At 64.2% G+C, this 20,250-nt stretch carries 22 protein-coding genes and 1 pseudogene; 12 read left to right on the forward strand and 11 right to left on the reverse strand.

Annotation, left to right across the window (positions count from 1 at the left end):
• Positions 1–22: 22 nt before the first annotated feature.
• Positions 23–253 carry a hypothetical protein gene (locus ACM42_RS23825; RefSeq protein ID WP_028176979.1) on the forward strand — a complete coding sequence of 77 codons (231 nt, stop codon included), beginning with the start codon at positions 23–25 and terminating at the stop codon, positions 251–253.
• Between the two features lie 60 nt (positions 254–313).
• On the opposite strand, the gene ACM42_RS23830 is transcribed toward ACM42_RS23825, so the two are convergent.
• From ACM42_RS23830 to ACM42_RS23850, 5 genes are all read right to left on the reverse strand, one after another.
• Positions 314–1,132, reverse strand: coding sequence for an aldo/keto reductase (locus tag ACM42_RS23830; RefSeq protein ID WP_271530207.1), 819 nt, complete (start codon positions 1,130–1,132; stop codon positions 314–316).
• A gap of 146 nt (positions 1,133–1,278) precedes the next feature.
• Positions 1,279–2,844: an alkaline phosphatase D family protein gene (locus tag ACM42_RS23835; RefSeq protein WP_271530209.1), complete on the reverse strand. Its 1,566-nt coding sequence runs from the start codon at positions 2,842–2,844 to the stop codon at positions 1,279–1,281.
• Positions 2,845–2,962: 118 nt separating this feature from the next.
• Positions 2,963–3,382, reverse strand: coding sequence for a hypothetical protein (locus tag ACM42_RS23840; protein ID WP_271530210.1), 420 nt, complete (start codon positions 3,380–3,382; stop codon positions 2,963–2,965).
• A 103-nt stretch (positions 3,383–3,485) separates the two neighbouring features.
• A complete protein-coding gene (locus ACM42_RS23845; RefSeq protein WP_271530211.1) occupies positions 3,486–4,487 on the reverse strand; it encodes an NAD(P)H-dependent flavin oxidoreductase in 1,002 nt (333 codons plus the stop codon).
• Positions 4,488–4,549: 62 nt separating this feature from the next.
• Positions 4,550–5,287, reverse strand: a complete 738-nt coding sequence (locus tag ACM42_RS23850) for an SDR family oxidoreductase (protein WP_271530212.1) — start codon at positions 5,285–5,287, stop codon at positions 4,550–4,552.
• 172 nt (positions 5,288–5,459) lie between these two features.
• Between ACM42_RS23850 and ACM42_RS23855 the strand changes: the two genes are divergently transcribed.
• A complete protein-coding gene (locus ACM42_RS23855) occupies positions 5,460–5,924 on the forward strand; it encodes a winged helix-turn-helix transcriptional regulator (protein WP_271530213.1) in 465 nt (154 codons plus the stop codon).
• Positions 5,925–6,070: 146 nt separating this feature from the next.
• Here ACM42_RS23855 and ACM42_RS23860 read toward each other — a convergent pair whose 3' ends face one another.
• Positions 6,071–6,229 (reverse strand): hypothetical protein, encoded by a 159-nt coding sequence (locus ACM42_RS23860; protein WP_018321727.1) that lies wholly within the window; start codon positions 6,227–6,229, stop codon positions 6,071–6,073.
• A 21-nt stretch (positions 6,230–6,250) separates the two neighbouring features.
• The gene (locus ACM42_RS23865) at positions 6,251–6,625 is read right to left on the reverse strand and encodes a PRC-barrel domain-containing protein (RefSeq protein ID WP_271530214.1); all 375 of its coding nucleotides are present in this window, start codon (positions 6,623–6,625) and stop codon (positions 6,251–6,253) included.
• Positions 6,626–6,770: 145 nt separating this feature from the next.
• Between ACM42_RS23865 and ACM42_RS23870 the strand changes: the two genes are divergently transcribed.
• From ACM42_RS23870 to ACM42_RS23905, 8 genes and pseudogenes are all read left to right on the forward strand, one after another.
• Positions 6,771–8,558: a thiamine pyrophosphate-requiring protein gene (locus ACM42_RS23870; RefSeq protein ID WP_271530215.1), complete on the forward strand. Its 1,788-nt coding sequence runs from the start codon at positions 6,771–6,773 to the stop codon at positions 8,556–8,558.
• Positions 8,559–8,566: 8 nt separating this feature from the next.
• On the forward strand, positions 8,567–8,794 hold the full coding sequence (locus tag ACM42_RS23875; RefSeq protein WP_271530216.1) for a hypothetical protein: 228 nt from the start codon (positions 8,567–8,569) through the stop codon (positions 8,792–8,794).
• Between the two features lie 86 nt (positions 8,795–8,880).
• Positions 8,881–9,432 (forward strand): DUF4142 domain-containing protein, encoded by a 552-nt coding sequence (locus ACM42_RS23880; RefSeq protein WP_271530217.1) that lies wholly within the window; start codon positions 8,881–8,883, stop codon positions 9,430–9,432.
• 242 nt (positions 9,433–9,674) lie between these two features.
• A pseudogene (locus tag ACM42_RS23885) lies at positions 9,675–9,823 on the forward strand (SDR family oxidoreductase); the annotation flags it as partial.
• A 98-nt stretch (positions 9,824–9,921) separates the two neighbouring features.
• Positions 9,922–10,509, forward strand: coding sequence for a phosphatase PAP2 family protein (locus ACM42_RS23890; protein WP_271530218.1), 588 nt, complete (start codon positions 9,922–9,924; stop codon positions 10,507–10,509).
• A complete protein-coding gene (locus ACM42_RS23895; protein ID WP_271530219.1) occupies positions 10,506–10,853 on the forward strand; it encodes a DUF3147 family protein in 348 nt (115 codons plus the stop codon). The genes ACM42_RS23890 and ACM42_RS23895 overlap by 4 nt, the downstream gene beginning before the upstream one ends.
• The gene (locus tag ACM42_RS23900) at positions 10,853–11,335 is read left to right on the forward strand and encodes a hypothetical protein (protein ID WP_271530220.1); all 483 of its coding nucleotides are present in this window, start codon (positions 10,853–10,855) and stop codon (positions 11,333–11,335) included. The genes ACM42_RS23895 and ACM42_RS23900 overlap by 1 nt, the downstream gene beginning before the upstream one ends.
• A 336-nt stretch (positions 11,336–11,671) precedes the next feature.
• Entirely contained in the window at positions 11,672–11,920 is a 249-nt protein-coding gene (locus tag ACM42_RS23905) for a hypothetical protein (RefSeq protein ID WP_271530221.1), read from the forward strand.
• Between the two features lie 132 nt (positions 11,921–12,052).
• Here the strand turns inward: ACM42_RS23905 and ACM42_RS23910 are convergent, their stop codons facing one another.
• The 3 genes from ACM42_RS23910 to ACM42_RS23920 form a co-directional block, all read right to left on the reverse strand.
• Entirely contained in the window at positions 12,053–12,256 is a 204-nt protein-coding gene (locus ACM42_RS23910) for a hypothetical protein (protein ID WP_131866421.1), read from the reverse strand.
• Positions 12,257–12,327: 71 nt separating this feature from the next.
• Positions 12,328–12,459 (reverse strand): hypothetical protein, encoded by a 132-nt coding sequence (locus ACM42_RS23915; protein ID WP_256439311.1) that lies wholly within the window; start codon positions 12,457–12,459, stop codon positions 12,328–12,330.
• A 118-nt stretch (positions 12,460–12,577) separates the two neighbouring features.
• A complete protein-coding gene (locus ACM42_RS23920) occupies positions 12,578–12,772 on the reverse strand; it encodes a hypothetical protein (protein ID WP_271530222.1) in 195 nt (64 codons plus the stop codon).
• A gap of 93 nt (positions 12,773–12,865) precedes the next feature.
• Here ACM42_RS23920 and ACM42_RS23925 point away from each other — a divergent pair, with 93 nt between their 5' ends.
• Positions 12,866–13,378, forward strand: coding sequence for a DUF4142 domain-containing protein (locus tag ACM42_RS23925; protein ID WP_271530223.1), 513 nt, complete (start codon positions 12,866–12,868; stop codon positions 13,376–13,378).
• 6 nt (positions 13,379–13,384) lie between these two features.
• Here ACM42_RS23925 and ACM42_RS23930 read toward each other — a convergent pair whose 3' ends face one another.
• Complete coding sequence (locus ACM42_RS23930) at positions 13,385–13,681, reverse strand: hypothetical protein (protein ID WP_271530224.1); 297 nt, start codon at positions 13,679–13,681, stop codon at positions 13,385–13,387.
• 271 nt (positions 13,682–13,952) lie between these two features.
• On the opposite strand from ACM42_RS23930, the gene ACM42_RS23935 reads away from it, so the two are divergent.
• Positions 13,953–20,249: a HAMP domain-containing protein gene (locus tag ACM42_RS23935; RefSeq protein WP_271530225.1), complete on the forward strand. Its 6,297-nt coding sequence runs from the start codon at positions 13,953–13,955 to the stop codon at positions 20,247–20,249.
• Position 20,250: the final 1 nt, after the last annotated feature.

Consider the following 20,250-nt stretch of genomic DNA (forward strand, 5'->3'; position numbering starts at 1 on the left):
CATTCGTTTGGAGGAGGACATCATGAAGAAACTTGGTTATGTGGTTGCGGCCCTGGGTGCGCTCGTGATCGCGGCGCCGACGCTGGCAAGCGCAGAGACGGTGGTGATCAAGCGCGGTCATCATCATCACGGTCCGTACGGCGCCCGCGCCGAATATCGCATGCACCATCAGGACCGCGGCTGGCACCGTCATCATCGCGGAGACCGAGTGGTCGTGATCAAGCGCAGCCACCGCCACCATCACTGGGACTAATGCGCAACGCGAATCAAAATGGCCCCTCGCGGGGCCATTTCTATTGCCTGAGCACTGGAGCTAATCCCACGCCGGCGCAAAGCCGGGATTGACGCATCGCCTGTCCTTCGCCAGCGCGGCGATTTTCTTGCGGTCGGAATCGTCGAGCGTGATCTTCAGCGCGTCGAGATTGGCCTGTTGGCTCTCGCGGCGCGAGGCCTTCGGGATTGCGGCGACGCCGTCCTGGTCGAGCAGCCATTTCAACGCGACCTGCGCGGCGGTCGCGCCGTGCCTGGCGCCGATCTCGGCCAGCACCGGATCCGAGGCGATGCGCCCCTGCGCCAGAGGACAATAAGCGACGAGCGGGATCGACTTGGCCTGGAGATAGCCCAGCACCTTCGATTGATCGAGCATGGCGTGATATTCGACCTGGTTGCAGGCGATCGGCGCCTTGACGTCCTCGACCGCGACCTTGAGCAGCGCGGTGGTGAAATTGGCAACGCCGATGGCCCGCGTGCGCCCCTGCTCCTGTAGTTTCATCAGGGTCTCGAACACCGCGCCCCAGTTCGCAGCCTTCGACGGCCAGTGCACGAGATAGAGATCGACATGGTCGAGCCCGAGCTTCTTCAGGCTGGCATCGAAGGCACGCCGGATTGCGTCAGGGGCGAGGTTCTCGTGCCAGACCTTTGTGGTGACGTGCAGCTCTTCCCGCGGCACGCGGGACGACGCGATGGCCGAGCCGATCGGCTCCTCATTGGCATACATCTCGGCAGTATCGAGGTGGCGATAACCGATCGACAGCGCGCTCTCGACTGCGGCGCGGCAGGCATCGCCCTGCATGCGGAAGGTACCGAGGCCGAGCTTGGGCAAGCTGATGCCCTGTGTTTTCAGATGGTCCATGAAACAGGCTCCTGAGATATCGCAGCCGCCGATGCCTGCGGCAACGCCGCGTGAGCAGACTCTTCGGTGATGGAAAAGAAGCGGCGAGAGTAACGACTATAGCGCGCGAGTCGCTGGCCAGCCAATCATCAAGCTCGGGTTCGCGGCTAGGAATGCTGCGCCACCACGGCCGGACGCACCTGCGGCTGCGGCACGATATCGACCGACCAGAGATGACGATTGTCCACATCCTTCAAGGTCACGGTCATCACACCGCTGCGGCCATCGATGTCGACCCTGCCGAAGAACTGCAGTCCGAAACATGGCGCGAGGTTCTCGCCCTGCGCTGCGCTGCAGCCCTGCTGATACATCGCGACCGGGCCAAAGGTGTCGTCGAGCTCGCCAGGCCCCCAGGTGCCGGCATGCAACGGGCCGGAGACGAACTCCCAGAACGGCTCGAAATCCTGGAATCGCGCCTCGTTCGGGTCGTAGTAGTGCGCGGCGGTGTAGTGCATGTCGGCGGTGAGCCAGACGATGTTGCGGATGCCGGCGCGCTTGATGGACGAGAGCAGATCGGCGATCTCGTGCTCGCGTCGGTCGGGCGGCCCGTTGCCGAGCGCGACGGCGTCCAGGCTGATCAGGCCGATCGGCAAGTCAGCCGCGATCACCTTCCAGGTTGCGCGCGAGGCGGCGAGCTCCCGCTTGAGCCAGGCGAGCTGCTCGGCGCCGAGGATCCAGCCGCGATGGTCGTCGCCCTTGTTCCAGGTCTCATCGCGAAAGCTACGCATGTCGATCATGAAGACGTCGAGCAGCGGGCCGTAGGCGATCTTGCGATAGACCCGGCCCTGCCGCGCGCCGATGTCGCGGATCGGCATGAAGTCGAAGAAGGCGCGGCGGGCGCGCGCGACCAGGCGCGGGGTGCCATCATCGGCGTAACCGGCATCATCATAGCTTCCGATCGGTGACCAGTCGTTGGTGACCTCGTGATCGTCCCATTGCGCGAACATCGGCACCTCAGCGTGGAAGGCACGGAAGTGCTCGTCGAGGTGGTTGTATTTGTAGTTGCCGCGGAACTGCGCCAGCGTGTGCGCGACTTCGGACTTTTCCTCGGTCACGACATTGCGCCAGGTCTCGCCGTTCGACAGTTTCAACTCGGAAGGAATCGGGCAGTCGGCATAGATGTGGTCGCCGGAGTGGATGAAGAAGTCCGGACGGTTGTCGAGCATCGTCCGATAGCTGCGATAGCCGCCGCGCGAGACGTCGATGCCCCAGCCCTGCCCCGCGGTATCGCCGGACCACAGGAACGAAATCGACTGGCCGGCAACCGGCGCAGTGCGGAAATGGCCGAGGCGGCTTTCGCCGGCGAGACCAGTGGCGACGTCGTCGAAGCGCACGCGGTAGAAGACATCCTGGCCCGGTGGCAGATCCGTCAGCAGCAGCTTCGAGGTGAAATCAGCGTCGGGCAGTGCATCGCCGGAAGCCGACGCAATGATCGTTTTGAAGCTCTCGACGGTCGAGCATTCCACCTGCATCCGCGCGGGCCGGTCGGCGCGCGCCCAGATCACGGCCGAGCCGTCCGAGACATCGCCGGACTGGATCCCGCCCGCGATCTGCGTGCGGTCGGCGGCACGGCTGATCGAGGGCTTCGCAAGCGAGGCGATGGCGAGGCTGGAGGCGGAGCGGACCAGGAACTGCCGCCGGGTCCATGCGCGCGCGGCGCGGAGCGTTGCCATTCAGAGAACCTTCGTCGAATCACGACGGAAGGTGCCTGCGCTCCTTGACTGCCAGCTTACGGTTTCTTGACTCCGCGCCTACGGTTTTACGACGCGGCGATGACGGCTTTGGCCTGGACTAACGCTTCCAGTTGCAGATACCGCCGGAGCGGCATGGCCAGGTCTGGATGCGGGTATCCATTGCCTGCGCGTCGAGCGGATTGCCGTGGCGGCGCGCAAGCTTGGCGCGGGCCGCGCCGCGCGCCTGTGCGCTCCTGGCATGCGCGGCCTTCGGCTCGGCCACACGAACGCGCTCGGCCGCGACCTTCTTCGGCACGTCGACAGGCTCAGCGCGAGCCTGCGTCTCGACGCCCCCGCGCGCTTCGAGTGCGAGCGGCGCGAAGCGCGTCTCCGGCCCGAGACGCTTCGGCGACAAAACGGCCTTGGAGAGATCGAGCCCGAGATATTCGCCGGGCTTGTAGTCGTCAGCGCGCGCAATGCCGCCCCCTGCGATCACAAGGGCAAGGGCAATTGCGAAGGGAACGTTTTTCAGGACCACGGACGCCTCCTGAAACTATTAAAGGATAATTTATCCCTATCTAGGAGGCGGCGCGCGCAATTCCAGCGGTCAAATGCCGCCGTGGTTAAGAAGTTTGACGGTGTCAGGCGACCTTTCGCGTCGCTTCCGTCCCGTCCAGGAACCCGATCAGGCGGCTGCGGATGATGGTTTCCGCCTCGCCCATGATGCGATCAATGAGCTCCTTGCAGGATGGGATGTCGTGGATCAGGCCTGCGACCATGCCGCAGCTCCAGGCGCCCGCGTCCATCTGGCCGTCCAGCATGATCCTGGGATAGACGCCCGCGACCTGATCGTGGATATCGTCGATCGTGAGCTTGTCGCCCTTCTCGCGCTCGATCTCGAGCAGGCGGTCGACATTGGCGTTCTTCAGGACACGCTCCGTGTTGCGCAAGCTCCGCATGATCAGGCGGGTGTCGAGCTCGGTCGCTGCGACGAGCGCATTCTTCACGTTCTGATGCACCGGAGCTTCCTTGGTGGCGATGAAGCGCGTGCCCATGTTCATGCCGGCTGCGCCGAGCGACAGTGCCGCGACCAGGCTGCGTCCATCGGCCATGCCGCCTGAGGCGACGAACGGGATCTTCAGCTCTTCCGCCGCGCGCGGCAGCAGGATCATGTTGGGAATGTCGTCCTCGCCGGGATGTCCGCCACACTCGAAACCATCGACGCTGACGGCATCGCAGCCGATGCGTTCGGCTTTCAGGGAGTGGCGCACCGAGGTGCATTTGTGGATGACCTTGATGCCGGCCGCCTTCAGGGCCGGCATGTAGGCTTCCGGGCTGCGGCCTGCGGTCTCCACCGCCTTGATGCCACCCTCGACGATGGCCGCAATGTACTCGGGATAGGGCGGCGCCGAGAAGGTCGGCAGGAAGGTGAGGTTCACGCCGAACGGCTTGTCGGTCATGTCGCGGCAGCGCGCGATCTCCTTCGCGAGCAATTCCGGCGTCTTCTGCGTGAGACCGGTGATGATGCCGAGTCCGCCGGCATTGGAGACGGCGGCGGCCAGCTCGGCAAAGCCGACGAAATGCATGCCGCCCTGAATGATGGGGTGCTCGATGCCGAACAGTTCGGTAATCGCGGTCTTCACTTAAGTACCTCCCGGAATTTGCTTGATGTTGAGGTCAGTCTAGCCGGACTTCTGCGCCGCGGTCACCATTTCTCTCCGAACGGGCGTATCTCCATCTCGAAGGTCCAGGCGCTCTTTGGCTGCTGATAGAGCTGCCAATAGGCGTTCGCGACCGACGACGGCGGCATCAGGAGGTCGGGATTGTCGAGCGCATTCGGCCCGAGCGCCTCGAGCCTGCGCTGCCGCACCCATTCGGTGTCGACCCCGGAATCGATGATGAGATGGGCGACGTGGATGTTCTTCGGCCCGAGTTCGCGCGCCATCGCCTGCGCCACCGCGCGCAGGCCGAACTTGGCGCTGGCGAAGGCGGCATAGCCGCTGCCGCCGCGCAAGGAGGCGGTGGCGCCAGTGAAGAAGATGTTGCCGCGGCCGCGCGGCAGCATCAGCCGCGCCGCCTCGCGCCCCGCAAGGAAGCCGGAATAGCAGGCCATCTCCCACACTTTCCGGAACACGCGCTCGGTGGTGTCGAGGATCGGAAAATTGACGTTGGCGCCGACATTGAAGATGCAGACTTCCAGCGGCGCGTGCTTGTCGGCGTCGTTGAGGAACGCGATGACTTCATCCTCCTTCCGCGCATCGAGCGAGCGCGCGTGGATGTCACCGCCGGCAGCTTCGATATCTTGCACCAACGGCGCGAGCTTGTCGCCATTGCGGCGGCCAGCGAAGATCGAGAACCCCTCGGCGGCAAACTTCTTGGCGATTTCGGAGCCGATGAAATCGCCGGCCCCGATGACGGCCGCTGTGGCGTTTCGCTTGGGCAAGGTCGCCTCCTCCGGTGAGCCGCTATAGGCATGCGGCGGGCAGTTTACCGAAGACTATAGTTCCGAAATAGAACTGTCAAATTCAGGTGGAGAGTGGTAGCGTTGCTACGAAATAGCGCTGGCCATTCATGTTAGTTCCTTTTTCAGACTGACTGTCGCTGGAGACCGCACCATGAAATGGGACACGCTGGACGAGGAGCCCTGCTCGCTCTCCCGCACCGTCGCCGTTGTCGGCGACCGCTGGACGCTTCTGATCCTGCGAGAGTGCTTCTTGCGCGTGCGCCGGTTCGAGGCGTTCCAGTCCTCGCTCCAGATCACGCGTCATCTGCTTTCCGAGCGGCTGAAGAAGCTGGTCCGCTTCGGCATCCTGCGCCGCGTCCCGTATTCCGAGGCACCGAAGCGCTACGAATACATCCTCACTCAGAAGGGGCTCGACCTCTACCCCATCATCATGGCGATGGTGCATTGGGGTGACACCCATATGGGCGACGAGCGCGGCCGACCGCTGCTGCACGAGCACAAGATTTGCGGCAAGCTGTTTGATCCCGTGATGGTATGCTCGGGATGCGGCGAGCCGCTGCACGCCAAGCAGGTGCATGTGCATGCGGGGCCAGGGCGGGACCAGGCGGTGGGGTGAGCCGGCGGCTCTGGTGAAATTGCTGGCGCTGCGCCGGAATGGTCTGCGCCAGCGCGCGCTGTCATTCGTGATCGCATGGCTCAAAAAGAGCAGCCCGGCACCATGGACGCCGCGCTTGCCTCAGTAGCCTGCAGTGGGGCACACCTTCAGTGCGTCTTCGTCTCGTGCCACTTCTCGAGATCGGGTTTCTCCTCGTCCGATCCCTGCTCCTTCTCGGGATTGCCCTTCCAGGGCTTGTCCGTCTGTCGATGCGAACCCCAGTCGTTCTGCTGCCGGGGATCGTCATTGGGCCGTTCCTTGCTCATCGATCTTCCTTTCCTGAAGCTTCAAGCGAAGGGGACGCCGTAATAGGAGTTGATGCCACGCACGGCGGCGTCATCCCCCCAGTTCCAATCGCTTGGTGAGCCATATTTGGGCGCGCCTTCCAGCTCCTTGGTGGTGATACCGGTGACATAACCGCCAAGCTCGGTGTCGTATTTCAGCGACTGCCAAGGCAACGGATAGTGGTCGTTGCCAAGCCCCAGAAATCCACCAAAGCCGAGCACGGCGTAGGAAACCTGGCCACTGATCTTGTCGATCATCACGCGTTCGATCGAACCGATCCGGTTGCGATCGGCGCCATAGACCGATGTTCCCTCGACCTTGTCGCTGCCGATCAAACGGCCCGTCTCACTGCGATCCAGTTCGTCTTGGTTCAACATCGCAATTCTCCACTCGGCCACGTGCAAAACCAACCGGATGGGCACGGGATCGTTCCGGCGCATGTTCCGTGAGCGGTCAGGAACATCGCACCAAACGAGCAGTTCTCTGAGTTTCATGCACCTGACAAACCAAGGGCCACACGCAATGTCCCAGACCGTCTCCGACTTCATCGTCCAGCGTCTGCATCAATGGGGCGTGCGCCACATCTTCGGCTATCCCGGCGACGGCATCAACGGCGTGTTCGGCGCGATGAACCGGGCCGACGGCAAGATCGGCTTCGTGCAGGCGCGGCATGAGGAAATGGCAGCGTTCATGGCGACCGCCTACGCAAAATTCTCGGGCGAACTCGGCGTCTGCATTGCGACCTCCGGCCCCGGCGCCTCGCATCTCGTCACCGGGCTCTACGATGCGCTGCTCGATCACCAGCCGGTGCTGGCGATTGTCGGCCAGCAGTCGCGCAACGCCCTCGGCGGGCACTATCAGCAGGAACTCGATCTTGTCTCGATGTTCAAGGACGTTGCCGGCGCCTACGTCATGCAGGCATCCTCGCCTGCGCAAGTGCGGCACCTGATCGACCGCGCGGTGCGGATTGCGCTGGCGCGGCGGACCCCGACCGTGATCATCCTGCCCAACGACCTGCAGGAGGAGCCTTATGAGGATCCGCCCCGTGAACACGGCACGCTGCATTCCGGCATCGGCTACAGCCCACCCAGCATCACGCCGCGTGAGGCCGATCTCGACCGCGCCGCGGAAGTGCTCAACGCCGGCAAGAAGGTCGCGATGCTGGTCGGCGCCGGCGCGCTTCACGCCACCGACGAGGTGATCGCGGTTGCCGAGCGGCTGTCGGCCGGCTGCGCCAAGGCACTGCTCGGCAAGGCCGCGCTGCCCGACGACCTGCCGTGGGTCACAGGCTCGATCGGCCTGCTCGGCACCGAGCCCAGCTACAACATGATGATGGCGTGCGACACCCTGCTGATGGTCGGCTCGGCCTTTCCCTACGCCGAATTCCTGCCCAAGGAAGGCAGCGCGCGCGGCGTGCAGATCGATATCGACGCCAGCATGCTGTCGATCCGCTTTCCCATGGAGGTCGGTCTTGTCGGCGACGCCGCCGAGACGCTGCGCGCATTGCTGCCGCGGCTTGAGCCCAAAGCCGACGGCGCCTGGCGCCGGGGTATTGAAGACGATGTTGCCGGATGGTGGAAGACACTGGACGAACGCGCGCATCAGCCTGCAGCGCCCATCAATCCGCAGCTCGTCGCCTGGGAACTGTCCCCGCGCCTGCCCGACCGGGCCATCATCACCAGCGATTCCGGCTCGTGTGCCAACTGGTTCGCGCGGGACCTGAAGATGCGGCGCGGCATGACGGCTTCGCTGTCCGGCGGCCTTGCCTCGATGGGCGCCGCGGTTCCTTATGCGCTTGCCGCGAAATACGCCCAACCGGACCGGCCGGTGATCGCACTGGTCGGCGATGGCGCGATGCAGATGAACAACATGGCCGAACTGATCACGGCCGCGAAATACTGGCGCTCGTGGCGGGATCCACGCTTCATCGTCTGCGTCTTCAACAACGAAGATCTCAACCAGGTCACCTGGGAGCAGCGCATCATCAACGGCGATCCCAAATTCGAGGCTTCGCAGCGCATTCCCGATGTCTCCTATTCGCGCTTCGCCGAGCTGATCGGCCTCACCGGCATCTTCGTCGACAGCCCACAGCTGCTCGGCTCGGCCTGGGAGCAGGCGCTGGCGAGCGAGATGCCGGTCGTGCTGGAGGTGAAAACCGATCCCGAGGTGCCGCCGCTGCCGCCGCACATCACGCTCCAGCAGGCGAAGAATTTCTCGCTCGCCCTGATGAAGGGCGATCCGAACGAAAGCGGGATGATCAAGGGAGCGGCGCGCCAAATGTTCGAATCGATCCTGCCCGGGAAGCAATGAGGTGTACAATGAGTGACTTCCGCGACATCCAGCACGGCGTCAACGATCCAGTCGGAGGCCTCGACGTCAAGCGGCAGATCAACGACAACCGCACGCCGCATGAGCGGGCGCAGCACCACGCGGATGTGCGGGCTGATGCGACCCCCACGCGGGCGGAGCCTTTCCTTCCGGAGCGGCTGCGGCGAAAGGCGACCGACCCGATCAATCCGCGGACCGGTCGCCGTCCTGCGGACTAGTGATTAGGAACCTCGGCTCTTGCGGCGTGTTGGTCGGCGCACATTCGCGGGCAAACGGCCGCGCGACCTATCGGAGGGATCTGACCATGAAACGAACCATCATCGCCCTTGCCTGCGTGGCTCTCGCGGGCCCGGCGCTGGCCCAGTCGCTCGGCGAGAAGACCGGCGTCAACTCGGCGCTCGGCGTCGCTCCATCCACTGCCGACTTCGTCAAGCAGGTGGCGATCAGCGACATGTTCGAGATCGAATCGAGCAAGCTCGCCCAGCAAAAGGGCAACGCGCAGGAGAAGAGCTTCGCGCAACAGATGGTGACCGATCACAACAAGACCAGCACCGAGCTCAAGGGGCTTGTCAACGACAGCAAGGTGCAGGCGACGCTACCGACCGCGCTCGACAGCTCCCATCAGAGCAAACTCGACAAGCTCAAGAGCGCGACCGGCAAGGACTTCAGCTCGGACTACAATTCCTATCAGGTCAGCGCCCACGAGGAGGCCGTCTCCCTGTTCGAGCGCTACGCCAAGGGCGGCGACAATGCCGCGCTGAAGGATTGGGCCGGCAAGACGCTCCCCGCGTTGAAGCACCACCTCGACATGGCCAAGAACCTCGGCAAGGCACCGAGCGTCGGTCAATCCAAGTAACGCATTGCTGAAGGACGCCGGCCGGCCCGCGTCCTTCGCTTGGCAACGACAAACGTCTCCGCGCATTGAGCCTCGACCATCGCGGAGAGCATGATGTCGAACCACAGCAAGAACTGTCCCGCCGGCACGTCGTTCACGCCGCGAGCCGAACGCTCGCGGCGGCTTCGCTGTCGTCCTCGGCAGCGAAGGGAAACGCGCCCATGGCGGATACCGACTTGACCAATCCCGTAACCCGCTGTCCGAAGCTCGAAAGATTCGGCGGCATGACACCGCTCGGCCGTCCCGGCCAGCCCGTCGAGCTCGCCTCGATCTACGTGCAGCTGCGGCCGCCGACGCAAGCTATGCGACGGGACAGGTCTATGGCGCCGCCGGTGGCTCCGGGCAACCGTAGTTGCGGCGCCGCGGCCTGAGGCCCCGGTAGAACTCAGGAACCTTCTATGTCTCCGGGCTTTACAAAATTGTCATGGAGGAAAACTCGCCGGCGGACCGATGGCGCTCGTAACAGTGAAACCCACCCGGATCGATACGGCGATCGCCAACGAGATCGCACACAATACCAACTCAGGCCTCGAGTATGCCGCCCAGGCGATGACCTGGGGCGCCGATGAGCATGTGCTGCTCGCGCTCGCTGCGGCGGGATGGCTCTACACCTGCATCCGGCATCCGCAGCGGCGTCCCGTTGCCGATCACGTCCTGGTGGTATCGCTGGTGACGGCGATAGTGCCGCATGTCTTGAAATCCGTATTCGACCAGACGAGGCCTGACCGGCTCACGGTGAGCGGCCACCGGCACGGTATTCCTTATTCGGGACGCCCCAACGACGCGTTTCCCTCGGGTCACGCCGTGCATATGGGCGCCCTCGCCTCGGCGGCCGGCCTGTTGCCGCCGGCCTCGCGCCGCTTGGCACGCTCGCTCGCCGTGGCGTTGTCGCTGACGCGCGTGGCGCTGCTGGCGCACTGGATCAGCGACGTGGTGGCAGGCTTCACGCTCGGCATCGTCGTCGAGCGACTGTTCAGGCGGTTCACGCTGGCGAAATCACCGCAGCAGCGGCCTGAAGCCTCGCGGGTATGGCCATGACGGAATATCTCGTGCGCTTCGTCGCCGGCGGGCTGATCGTATCCGTGTTCGCCATCTTCGCTGACATGCTGCGGCCAAAGAGCTTTGCCGGGCTTCTCGGCGCGGCGCCGTCGGTCGCGCTGGCCACTCTCGGCATCGCCGTGGTCCAGCACGGCCCGCAATATGCTGCGGCCGGAAGCTGGACGATGATCTATGGCGCTATCGCGCTCGCCTGCTACTGCCTCGTCGTCTGCCATCTCCTGATGAGGATCCGTCTCGGCGCGCTCCCCGCGACGATCCTTGCCTTTGCCGTATGGCTCGGGATCGCCTTTGGTCTGCTCGCCGGTTTGGGAGGTGCCGCCTGATGCTGGTGAAGCTGTCGTCATCGGCATTGAAACAGACGCGGTGGTACGAATACGCCGTTCGCTTCGCGCTCGGCGGCTGCGCGACGGTGCTCGCGGGAGTCATCGGCTCGCATTTCGGCGTTTCTGTCGGCGGGCTCTTTCTTGCACTTCCGGCCATCTTCTGTGCCAGCGCGACCCTGATAGAAAGCCATGAGCGTCACGCCAAGGAGAAGGCCGGGCTGAGCGGGCGACGTCGCGGACAGGAGGCCGCAGCGCTCGATGCCGCAGGTGCAGCACTCGGCGGCATCGGCCTCGCGGCGTTCGCTGCCGTCTTCCATGCCACCGTCGGTGCAAGTGTCGCGCTCGGTTTCATCGCCGCGTTGACGGTCTGGGCCACCGTTTCCGTGACGGCCTGGTGGCTCAGGCGCAAGCTTCGCATCGTCTCGCACAGTCGCCGTGCCCACTCGCCATCGGCGAAGGGCTCCCGCTTCGTGAAGCCCTAAACCAGCTCGCTTTCGCCGTCGTCGAGATCTGCGATTGCGGCGGCTGAGCCCCGGGCGGTTGGCCCAGCGCTCGACCTGTCAATGATTTGCTGGTGGCTTGGCCGCACTGGCTTGGATGCTTCCGGCTCTTCGGAAAGCTTGCGAGGTAACCTGACTTCATCCGCCATGGCCTCTCCTCCTCTCGAGAAGAATGCGCCATGGCAGGATACGTTTCAAAATTAACCCGCTGATTCTATTGTGTATTTACTCATGGGAGGCTTTGTCGACTCTTGCGGAACTCTCGCCAGCTTTATTCGTTGAGTAAACTACTCAACTTACTCAATTTGCGTGATCGCCATGAACGACCTTCGCGCCGAGCGCCTTCAGGTCATGCTCTCGCCGGAAGAGTTGGCCGCCATCGACGATTTCAGGTTCAAGCACCGAATGCCGACGCGGGCGGCCGCAGTCCGCGAACTCCTCAGGTTTGGACTGACCGCCGTCGGCGTCGATGCCGCCGTGGGCGTGAAGTCGAGCAGCTTTGGCGTGTTCGGCCGCGGACCTGTCGGACATACTCAGGGAGATCCAGAGAGCGGCACCGGCGGCTGACGCAAATAAGCAGACGGCCCCGGCACGGTGGGTGCCAGGGCCGTCCTTGGAGATTGCTTCCGGCGCACCGGGGGCATGACAACCGGAAGCAATCCGTCGACTCTTCCCGCGGGGATTCGTTCCTCGTGAGAATTAACCTGTCGCGTCGCTCGAGCCGTCCGGCATCACGCCGGAGCCTGGCGTCTTGCTATTGTCATTCAGCTTGGGATCGCGCGTCGCTTCACGCGAAGGCGAGCCTTTCGGGTTCGTCTTGTGCACGGACTGTGCACGCTCCTTGTCGCGCGGCTGCTCCTCCCCGCGCTTGTCCTTGACGATACCTTGGTCGGAATGGGCCATGATGGGGCTCTCGCTTGTTCTGGTGTCTCGGAACGCTTACGCACCGCGGCGTCGAATGTTCCGGTGCAGTGCTAACTGCGCACCGCGTGGACCGCGGCCGATGCGTTCTCAAGATGCACCTGCCGCAACGTCGTCACCGTCGCGAACGCGACCGAGACGCCAAAGGCGAGAATGAGGGAAAGAAGAGCCAGACGTGGAGCCATCGCCAAAACCTCCTTCTGAAACCGGAAATCGACGCGATCGAATGGTCCCGGATGATCCCAAATCAGTCGCTTGCCTTCCGTGAGCGGTCTCACACGCAGATTCACGAGAACGAGCGGCTCACGCCTTCCGCTTTGGACGAGCGTGGACCGCGACGGGCGGGATTTCGCCGTCGAGCCAATCCTGCTCGTTGGCGAGCGCCGTCCAGGCGTCGGCCATACGCGAATAGCGCTTGTGGGCGGGTTGTCCTTCGGCTCGCTCGGCAAGCTGAAGACAATTGTCGGCGTTATCCCTGAAGATATCAGACTGTTTCATGTGGAGGACGTGGGGACGGAACTCTCGCGCCGCAACCCGCTTACCGGATCGTAATGGTAAGGGAACTTCGCCCGCCATTCATCATTGATATCGATGCGAGTTCTTGCCGTCCTCATCCTGGCGTTCATCAACACTGCGGCGCTTGCCGACAATACTGGCGAGCGTAAGCCCGGCGAACGGCGACCGACCGCGACTGAGGTTATCAGTGGCGTCTACAATTTCAGCCGATTTCAACAGGGTCTTCTTGAGAATACCGACCTCAAGGGCAATGCAGAGGTCAAGAACCTCGCCGCGCTGCGCGCCGAGGAAGCGGCCAAGCGCGACAAAAGCCTGAAGAAGGTCCAGGAGGCCATTGGCGCAGAGCCGCGCGTCGGCAAGGCAACATCCTCGACCGCGAGCCTGGTCGAGCCTGAGATGTCGGATGGCCCGACCTACGTCAGAAGCTTCTATGCCGCGCAGATTCCCGAGTATGAATCTGTCATCGGACTGCTCGAGCGCTATCTGAAGGCGCCCGACAATGCAGCGCTTGCAGCGTTCGCGCGCGAACAACTCCCGATGTTGCGCTCGCAGGTCAGGGACGCCGAGCGTACCATGGCGGACAAGTAGTCGTTTCTACTTGTCGCTGGGATGATGTTGCTGACTCTGCGGCCGCACGGTGCGATCGCTCTCCGGCATCTTGTCCCGGCCCGCATCGCCATTGGCGTCCTTGCCGCCCGAAGACGACGTGCCGCTGCCGCTCGGATTCGACCGGCTGGCCGTTCCGGTGGTCGGCGTTTCCGCCCGCGGGCTGGCGGAGCTCGCGGCGGGATCGCCAGTCACGGCGCCGCGCCCGCTGGGCGCACCGCCCTGTGCCAGAGCCGATCCCGCGGCAAACACAATAATGGCGACGGCGGCGAGTCCTGTTTTCATATCCGTTCTCTGCGGGCTGACCTTAAGGCTCGCGCTCCGTTCCGAAGGATGAATGCCGGGCACGGGACGAGCAAAGTGGCGGCCTCCACGAATCTGAATAGCGTGGAACCAATTCGGCGGACCCTCGTTAGTTCAGCCGGGCTGAGCAAGGCGGGTTCCATTTCCTCGCGCCACACGTTGGCGCTTGATTTCGAATTTGGCTGACGCTCTATTTCATTTCGACCAAACGCGTCGTGCCGCGGATTCGGCCGACGTCTGCGGGGGAATCAGTATGAGCGACCTCGATCCCGGAACTGCGTCACGCTCCGGTCGGCGCGTCCCAAAGCCAAAAACCAACGGTACGTCCGATCCGGATTCCCGGGCGGAACTGTTGCTCGCCTTGCAGGCGATGCGCAGCGGTGACTTTTCGGTGCGCATGAGTGGCGACTACCTTGGTATCGACGGCAAGATCGCCGACACTCTCAACGAAATCATCGCCGCCAACCAGCGCATGGCGCAGCAGCTCGAGCTGGTCGGCCAGGTGGTGGGGCGCGAGGGCAAGACCCGCCAGCGCGTCAAGTTCGGCCTCGCCTCAGGCTCCTGGGCCGACATGGAAGGTTCGGTCAACACGCTGATCGACGACCTGCTGTGGCCGACGCGCGAGGTCACACGCGCGGTCGCCGCCGTCGCACAAGGTGACCTGCTCCAGACCGTCAAGCTCGACGTCGATGGCCGTCCGCTCGGCGGCGAATTTTTGCAGTCGGCGAACATCGTCAACACCATGATCAAGCAGCTCGGCGTGTTCACCTCCGAGGTGACGCGCGTGGCGCGCGAGGTCGGCACCGAGGGCAAGCTCGGTGGTCAGGCCCAGGTGCCTGAGGTGACCGGCGTCTGGAAGGACCTGACCGAGAGCGTCAACTCGATGGCGAACAACCTGACCAACCAGGTTCGCAACATCGCCGAGGTGACGATCGCAGTCGCCAACGGCGACCTCTCCAAGAAGATCACCGTCGACGTCCGCGGCGAGATCCTCCAGCTCAAGGAAGCCATCAACACGATGGTGGACCAGCTCCGCTCCTTCGCCTCCGAAGTGACGCGCGTGGCGCGCGAGGTCGGCACCGACGGCAAGCTCGGCGGCCAGGCGATCGTGCCCGGCGTCGCCGGCACCTGGAAGGACCTGACCGACTCCGTGAACGCGATGTGCGGCAACCTCACCGCGCAGGTCCGCAACATCGCCAACGTCACCACCGCCGTGGCGCGCGGCGACCTCTCCCGCAAGATCACCGTGGACGTGCGCGGCGAGATCCTGGAGCTGAAGGACACCATCAACACGATGGTGGACCAGCTCAACTCGTTCGCCTCGGAAGTGACGCGCGTCGCGCGCGAGGTCGGCACCGAGGGCAAGCTCGGCGGCCAGGCCCAAGTGCCGGGCGTGGCCGGCACCTGGAAGGACCTCACCGACAACGTCAACTTCATGGCCTCGAACCTGACCGCGCAGGTCCGCAACATCGCCGACGTCGCCACCGCCATCGCGAGCGGCGACCTGTCGAAGAAGATCACGGTGAACGTCTCCGGCGAGATCCTTCAGCTGAAGGAGACGCTCAACACCATGGTCGACCAGCTCAACGCCTTCGCCGGCGAAGTCACGCGCGTCGCGCGCGAGGTCGGCACCGAGGGCCGGCTCGGCGGCCAGGCCAACGTGCTCGGCGTCGCCGGCACCTGGAAGGACCTCACCGAGAGCGTCAACTCGATGGCCTCCAACCTGACGGCCCAGGTCCGCAACATCGCGGAGGTGACGACGGCGGTCGCCGGCGGCGACCTGTCGAAGAAGATCACCGTGGACGTGCGTGGCGAAATTCTGGAGCTGAAAGATACCATCAACACCATGGTGGACCAGCTCAACGCCTTCGCCGGCGAAGTCACGCGCGTCGCCCGCGAGGTCGGCACCGAAGGCAAGCTCGGCGGTCAGGCCGTCGTGCGCGGCGTCGGCGGCACCTGGAAGGATCTCACCGACAGCGTCAACTCGATGGCCTCGAACCTCACCGGCCAGGTCCGTAACATCGCCGAGGTCGCAACTGCGGTCGCCAAGGGCGATCTGTCGAAGAAGATCACGGTGAACGTGTCGGGCGAGATCCTTCAGCTGAAGGAAACGCTGAACACGATGGTCGACCAGCTCAACGCCTTTGCCGGTGAAGTCACGCGCGTGGCGCGCGAGGTCGGCACCGACGGCAAGCTCGGCGGCCAGGCCGACGTACCCGGCGTTGCCGGCACGTGGAAGGACTTGACCGACAGCGTGAACTCGATGGCGGGCAACCTGACCGCCCAGGTCCGCAACATCGCGGAAGTGGCGACCGCGATCGCCGGCGGCGACCTGTCGCGCAAGATCACCGTCGACGTGCGCGGCGAGATCCTTCAGCTCAAGGACACGCTGAACACGATGGTCGACCAGCTCAACCGCTTCGCGGGCGAGGTGACACGCGTGGCGCGCGAGGTCGGCACCGAAGGACGCCTCGGCGGTCAGGCCAACGTGCCCGGCGTCGCCGGCACCTGGAAGGATCTCACCGACAGCGTCAATTCGATGGCGGGCAACCTCACCGCCCAGGTCCGCAACATCGCCGAAGTGACGACCGCCGTGGCGCGCGGCGACTTGTCCCGCAAGATCACCGTGGATGTGAAGGGCGAAATCCTCGAGCTCAAGAACACCATCAACACCATGGTGGACCAGCTCAACGCCTTCGCCGGCGAGGTCACGCGCGTGGCGCGCGAGGTCGGCACCGAAGGCAAGCTTGGCGGCCAGGCCGAAGTGCCCGGCGTCGCCGGCACCTGGAAGGATCTCACCGACAACGTCAACTTCATGGCCTCGAACCTGACGGCCCAGGTCCGCAACATCGCCGAGGTCGCGACCGCGATCGCCGGCGGCGACCTATCGAAGAAGATCACGGTAGACGTGCGCGGCGAGATCCTTCTCCTGAAGGACACGCTGAACACCATGGTCGAGCAGCTCCGCTCCTTCGCCGCCGAAGTCACGCGCGTCGCACGCGAGGTCGGTACCGAAGGCCGGCTCGGCGGTCAGGCCGTCGTGCCCGGCGTCGGCGGCACCTGGAAGGATCTCACCGACAACGTCAACCTCTTGGCGGCGAACCTCACCACGCAGGTCCGCAACATCGCCGAAGTGACAACGGCCGTGGCACGCGGCGACCTGTCCCGCAAGATCACCGTCGACGTGAAGGGCGAAATCCTCGAGCTCAAGAACACCATCAACACCATGGTGGACCAGCTCAACGCCTTCGCCGGCGAAGTGACGCGCGTGGCGCGCGAGGTCGGCACCGAGGGCAAGCTCGGCGGCCAGGCACAGGTGCCTGGTGTCGCCGGCACCTGGAAGGACCTCACCGACACCGTGAACCTGATGGCTGCGAACCTGACCGAGCAGGTACGCGGCATCGTCAAGGTGGTGACTGCGGTCGCCAACGGCGACCTCAAGCAGAACCTGACGATGAAATCGCGCGGCGAGGTCGCCGCTCTCGCCGACACCATCAACAACATGACCGAGACGCTCGCGACCTTCGCCGACCAGGTGACGTCGGTTGCGCGCGAGGTCGGCGTCGAAGGCCGGCTCGGCGGCCAGGCCAACGTGCCGGGTGCTGCCGGCACCTGGAAGGATCTCACCGGCAACGTGAACCTTCTGGCTGCCAACCTCACCTCGCAGGTGCGCGCGATCGCGGAAGTGGCGACCGCCGTGACCAAGGGCGACCTGACGCGATCAATCCAGGTCGACGCCCGCGGTGAAGTCGCGGAGCTGAAAGACAACATCAACACGATGATCACGAATCTCCGTCTGACGACGGACGTGAACACCGAGCAGGACTGGCTGAAGACCAACCTCGCCAAGTTCACCAACATGCTCCAGGGCCAGCGCGATCTCACCACCGTCGGCCGGCTGCTGCTCACCGAGCTGTCGCCGCTGGTGAACGCCCATACCGGCGTGATCTACCAGGTCGAGAACGAGGACAATTCCCAGCTGCTTCTGCTCGCGTCCTACGCCAGCGACGGTATCTATCCCTATCAGCGCGTGCTCCAGTTCGGCGAAGGCCTGATCGGCCAGTGCGCCCTCGACAAGCGGCCGCGCATGGTCTCCGACATTCCGTCCGACGTGGTGCCGATCAACTCGGCGCTGTTCCGCGTCGCACCGAAAAACCTCGTCGTGCTGCCTGTCCTGTTCGAAGGCCAGGTCAAGGCCGTGATCGAGCTCGCCTCCCTCGTCTCCTTCACGACCTCGCAGATGACGTTCCTGGAACAGCTCACCGACTCCATCGGCATCGTTCTGAACTCAATCGAGGCGACGATGCAGACCGAAGGCCTGCTCAAGCAGTCGCAGCAGCTCGCCGGCGAGCTGCAGACCCAGCAGCGGGAATTGCAGCAGACCAACGACCAGCTCGAGCAGAAGGCGCAGCAGCTCGCCGAACGCAACGTCGAGGTGGAACGCAAGAACCAGGAGATCGAGCAGGCTCGCCGCGCGCTCGAGGAGAAGGCGACCGAGCTTGCGCTGACCTCGAAATACAAGTCCGAGTTCCTCGCCAATATGAGCCACGAGCTGCGCACGCCGCTGAATTCGATCCTGATCCTCGGACAACAGCTCAGCGACAACCCGGATGGCAACCTTTCGGCAAAGCAGGTCGAATTTGCCCGCACCATCCATGGCGCCGGCACCGACCTGCTCAACCTCATCAGCGACATTCTCGATCTCTCCAAGATCGAGTCCGGCACGGTAACGGTCGACGCCGAGGAGATCCTGACCGCAAACCTGCTCGAGACCGTCGGCCGCCCGTTCCGGCACGAGGCGGATAACCGAAATCTGTCGTTCAAGATCGACGTCGATCCGAACCTGCCACGCAGCATCGTCACCGACTCCAAACGTCTGCAACAGGTCCTGAAGAACCTGCTGTCCAACGCCTTCAAGTTCACCGCCGAAGGTGAGGTGCGCCTGAAGGTCGCCGGCGCGATCGGCGGCTGGGGGACGGATCACCCGGTGCTGAATTCCGCGCCGGCCGTGATCGCCTTCGAAGTGTCCGATACCGGTATCGGCATTCCCCTGGAGAAGCAGAAACTGATCTTCGAGGCGTTCCAGCAGGCGGATGCCGGCACCAGCCGGAAATACGGCGGCACCGGCCTCGGGCTCGCGATCAGCCGCGAACTCGCGAGCCTGCTCGGAGGCGAGATCCATCTCCGCAGCACACCGGGCAAGGGCTCGTCCTTCACGCTTTATCTGCCTTTGAAATATTCCGGCCCGACGCTCGCGCCGCGGGCCGCGCCGGCGCCGCAGCAATACAGCCAGCCGCCTGCGCTGCAGCCGGCCGCGCCGGAGCAGCAGCGCGTCATCGAGCAGCTTCCCGACGACCGGTTGAACCTCGAGCCTGGCGACAGCATCCTCCTGATCGTCGAGGACGACCCGCATTACGCGCGTGTGCTGGTCGACCTCGCGCGCGACAAGGGATTCAAGGTTCTGGTCGCCGCGCGGGGCGCGGAGGCGCTGGAGCTCGCCAAGCAGTATCAGCCGAGAGCAGTCTCGCTCGACGTGTTCCTGCCCGACATGCTCGGCTGGACCGTGCTGAGCCAGCTCAAGCACAATCCGTTGACCCGCCACATCCCCGTGCAGATCATCACGCTCGACGAAGACCGCCAGCATGCGCTGGCGCGTGGCGCGTTCTCATTCGTCAACAAGCCGACCACGCCTGAAGGCGTCGCGGCCGCGCTGACGCAAATCAAGGAATATGCGCGGCCGCGGCGCAAGCGGCTGCTGATCGTCGAGGACAACGAGGCCGAGCAGCTTTCTATCCGCGAGCTGCTGTACCACGACGACATCGAGATCGTGTCGACGGCCACCGGCGCTGAGGCACTTTCGACGCTGCGCGAGCAGCCGTGTGACTGCGTGGTGCTCGATCTCCGGCTGCCCGACATGAGCGGCTTCGAGGTGCTGGACCAGATCCGCAACGACGAGCGACTGTCGAACATCCCGGTCGTGGTCTTCACCGGCCGCGAGCTTTCGGCGGAGGAGGACGCGGAACTCCACACCATGGCGCGCAGCATCGTGGTCAAGGGCGTGGAATCGCCGGAACGCCTGCTCGACGAAACCGCGTTGTTCCTGCACCGCGTGATCACGGAGCTGCCGATCGAGAAGCAGCGTATGCTGGAGAAGTTGAACAGCTCCGACGAGGACTTGATCGGCAAGACCGCCCTGCTCGTCGACGACGACGCCCGCAACATCTTTGCCCTGTCGAGCGTGCTGGAACGACGCGGCATGAAAGTGCTGACGGCGACGACCGGCAGCGAGGCTATTACACTGGTCGAATCCAATCCGGAGATCGCGATCGTGCTGATGGACATCATGATGCCGCAGATGGATGGCTATCAGACCATCGGCGTGATCCGCGAGAACCCGGCCTTCGCCCGTCTTCCGATCATCGCGCTGACCGCCAAGGCGATGAAGGGCGACCGGGAGAAATGCCTCGAAGCCGGCGCGTCCGATTACCTCGCCAAGCCGGTCAACACCGACCAATTGCTGCTTGCGATCCGCATGTGGCTGCACCGCTGAG

This window comes from Bradyrhizobium sp. CCBAU 25338 (assembly GCF_028128965.1).
GTDB lineage: Bacteria > Pseudomonadota > Alphaproteobacteria > Rhizobiales > Xanthobacteraceae > Bradyrhizobium > Bradyrhizobium liaoningense.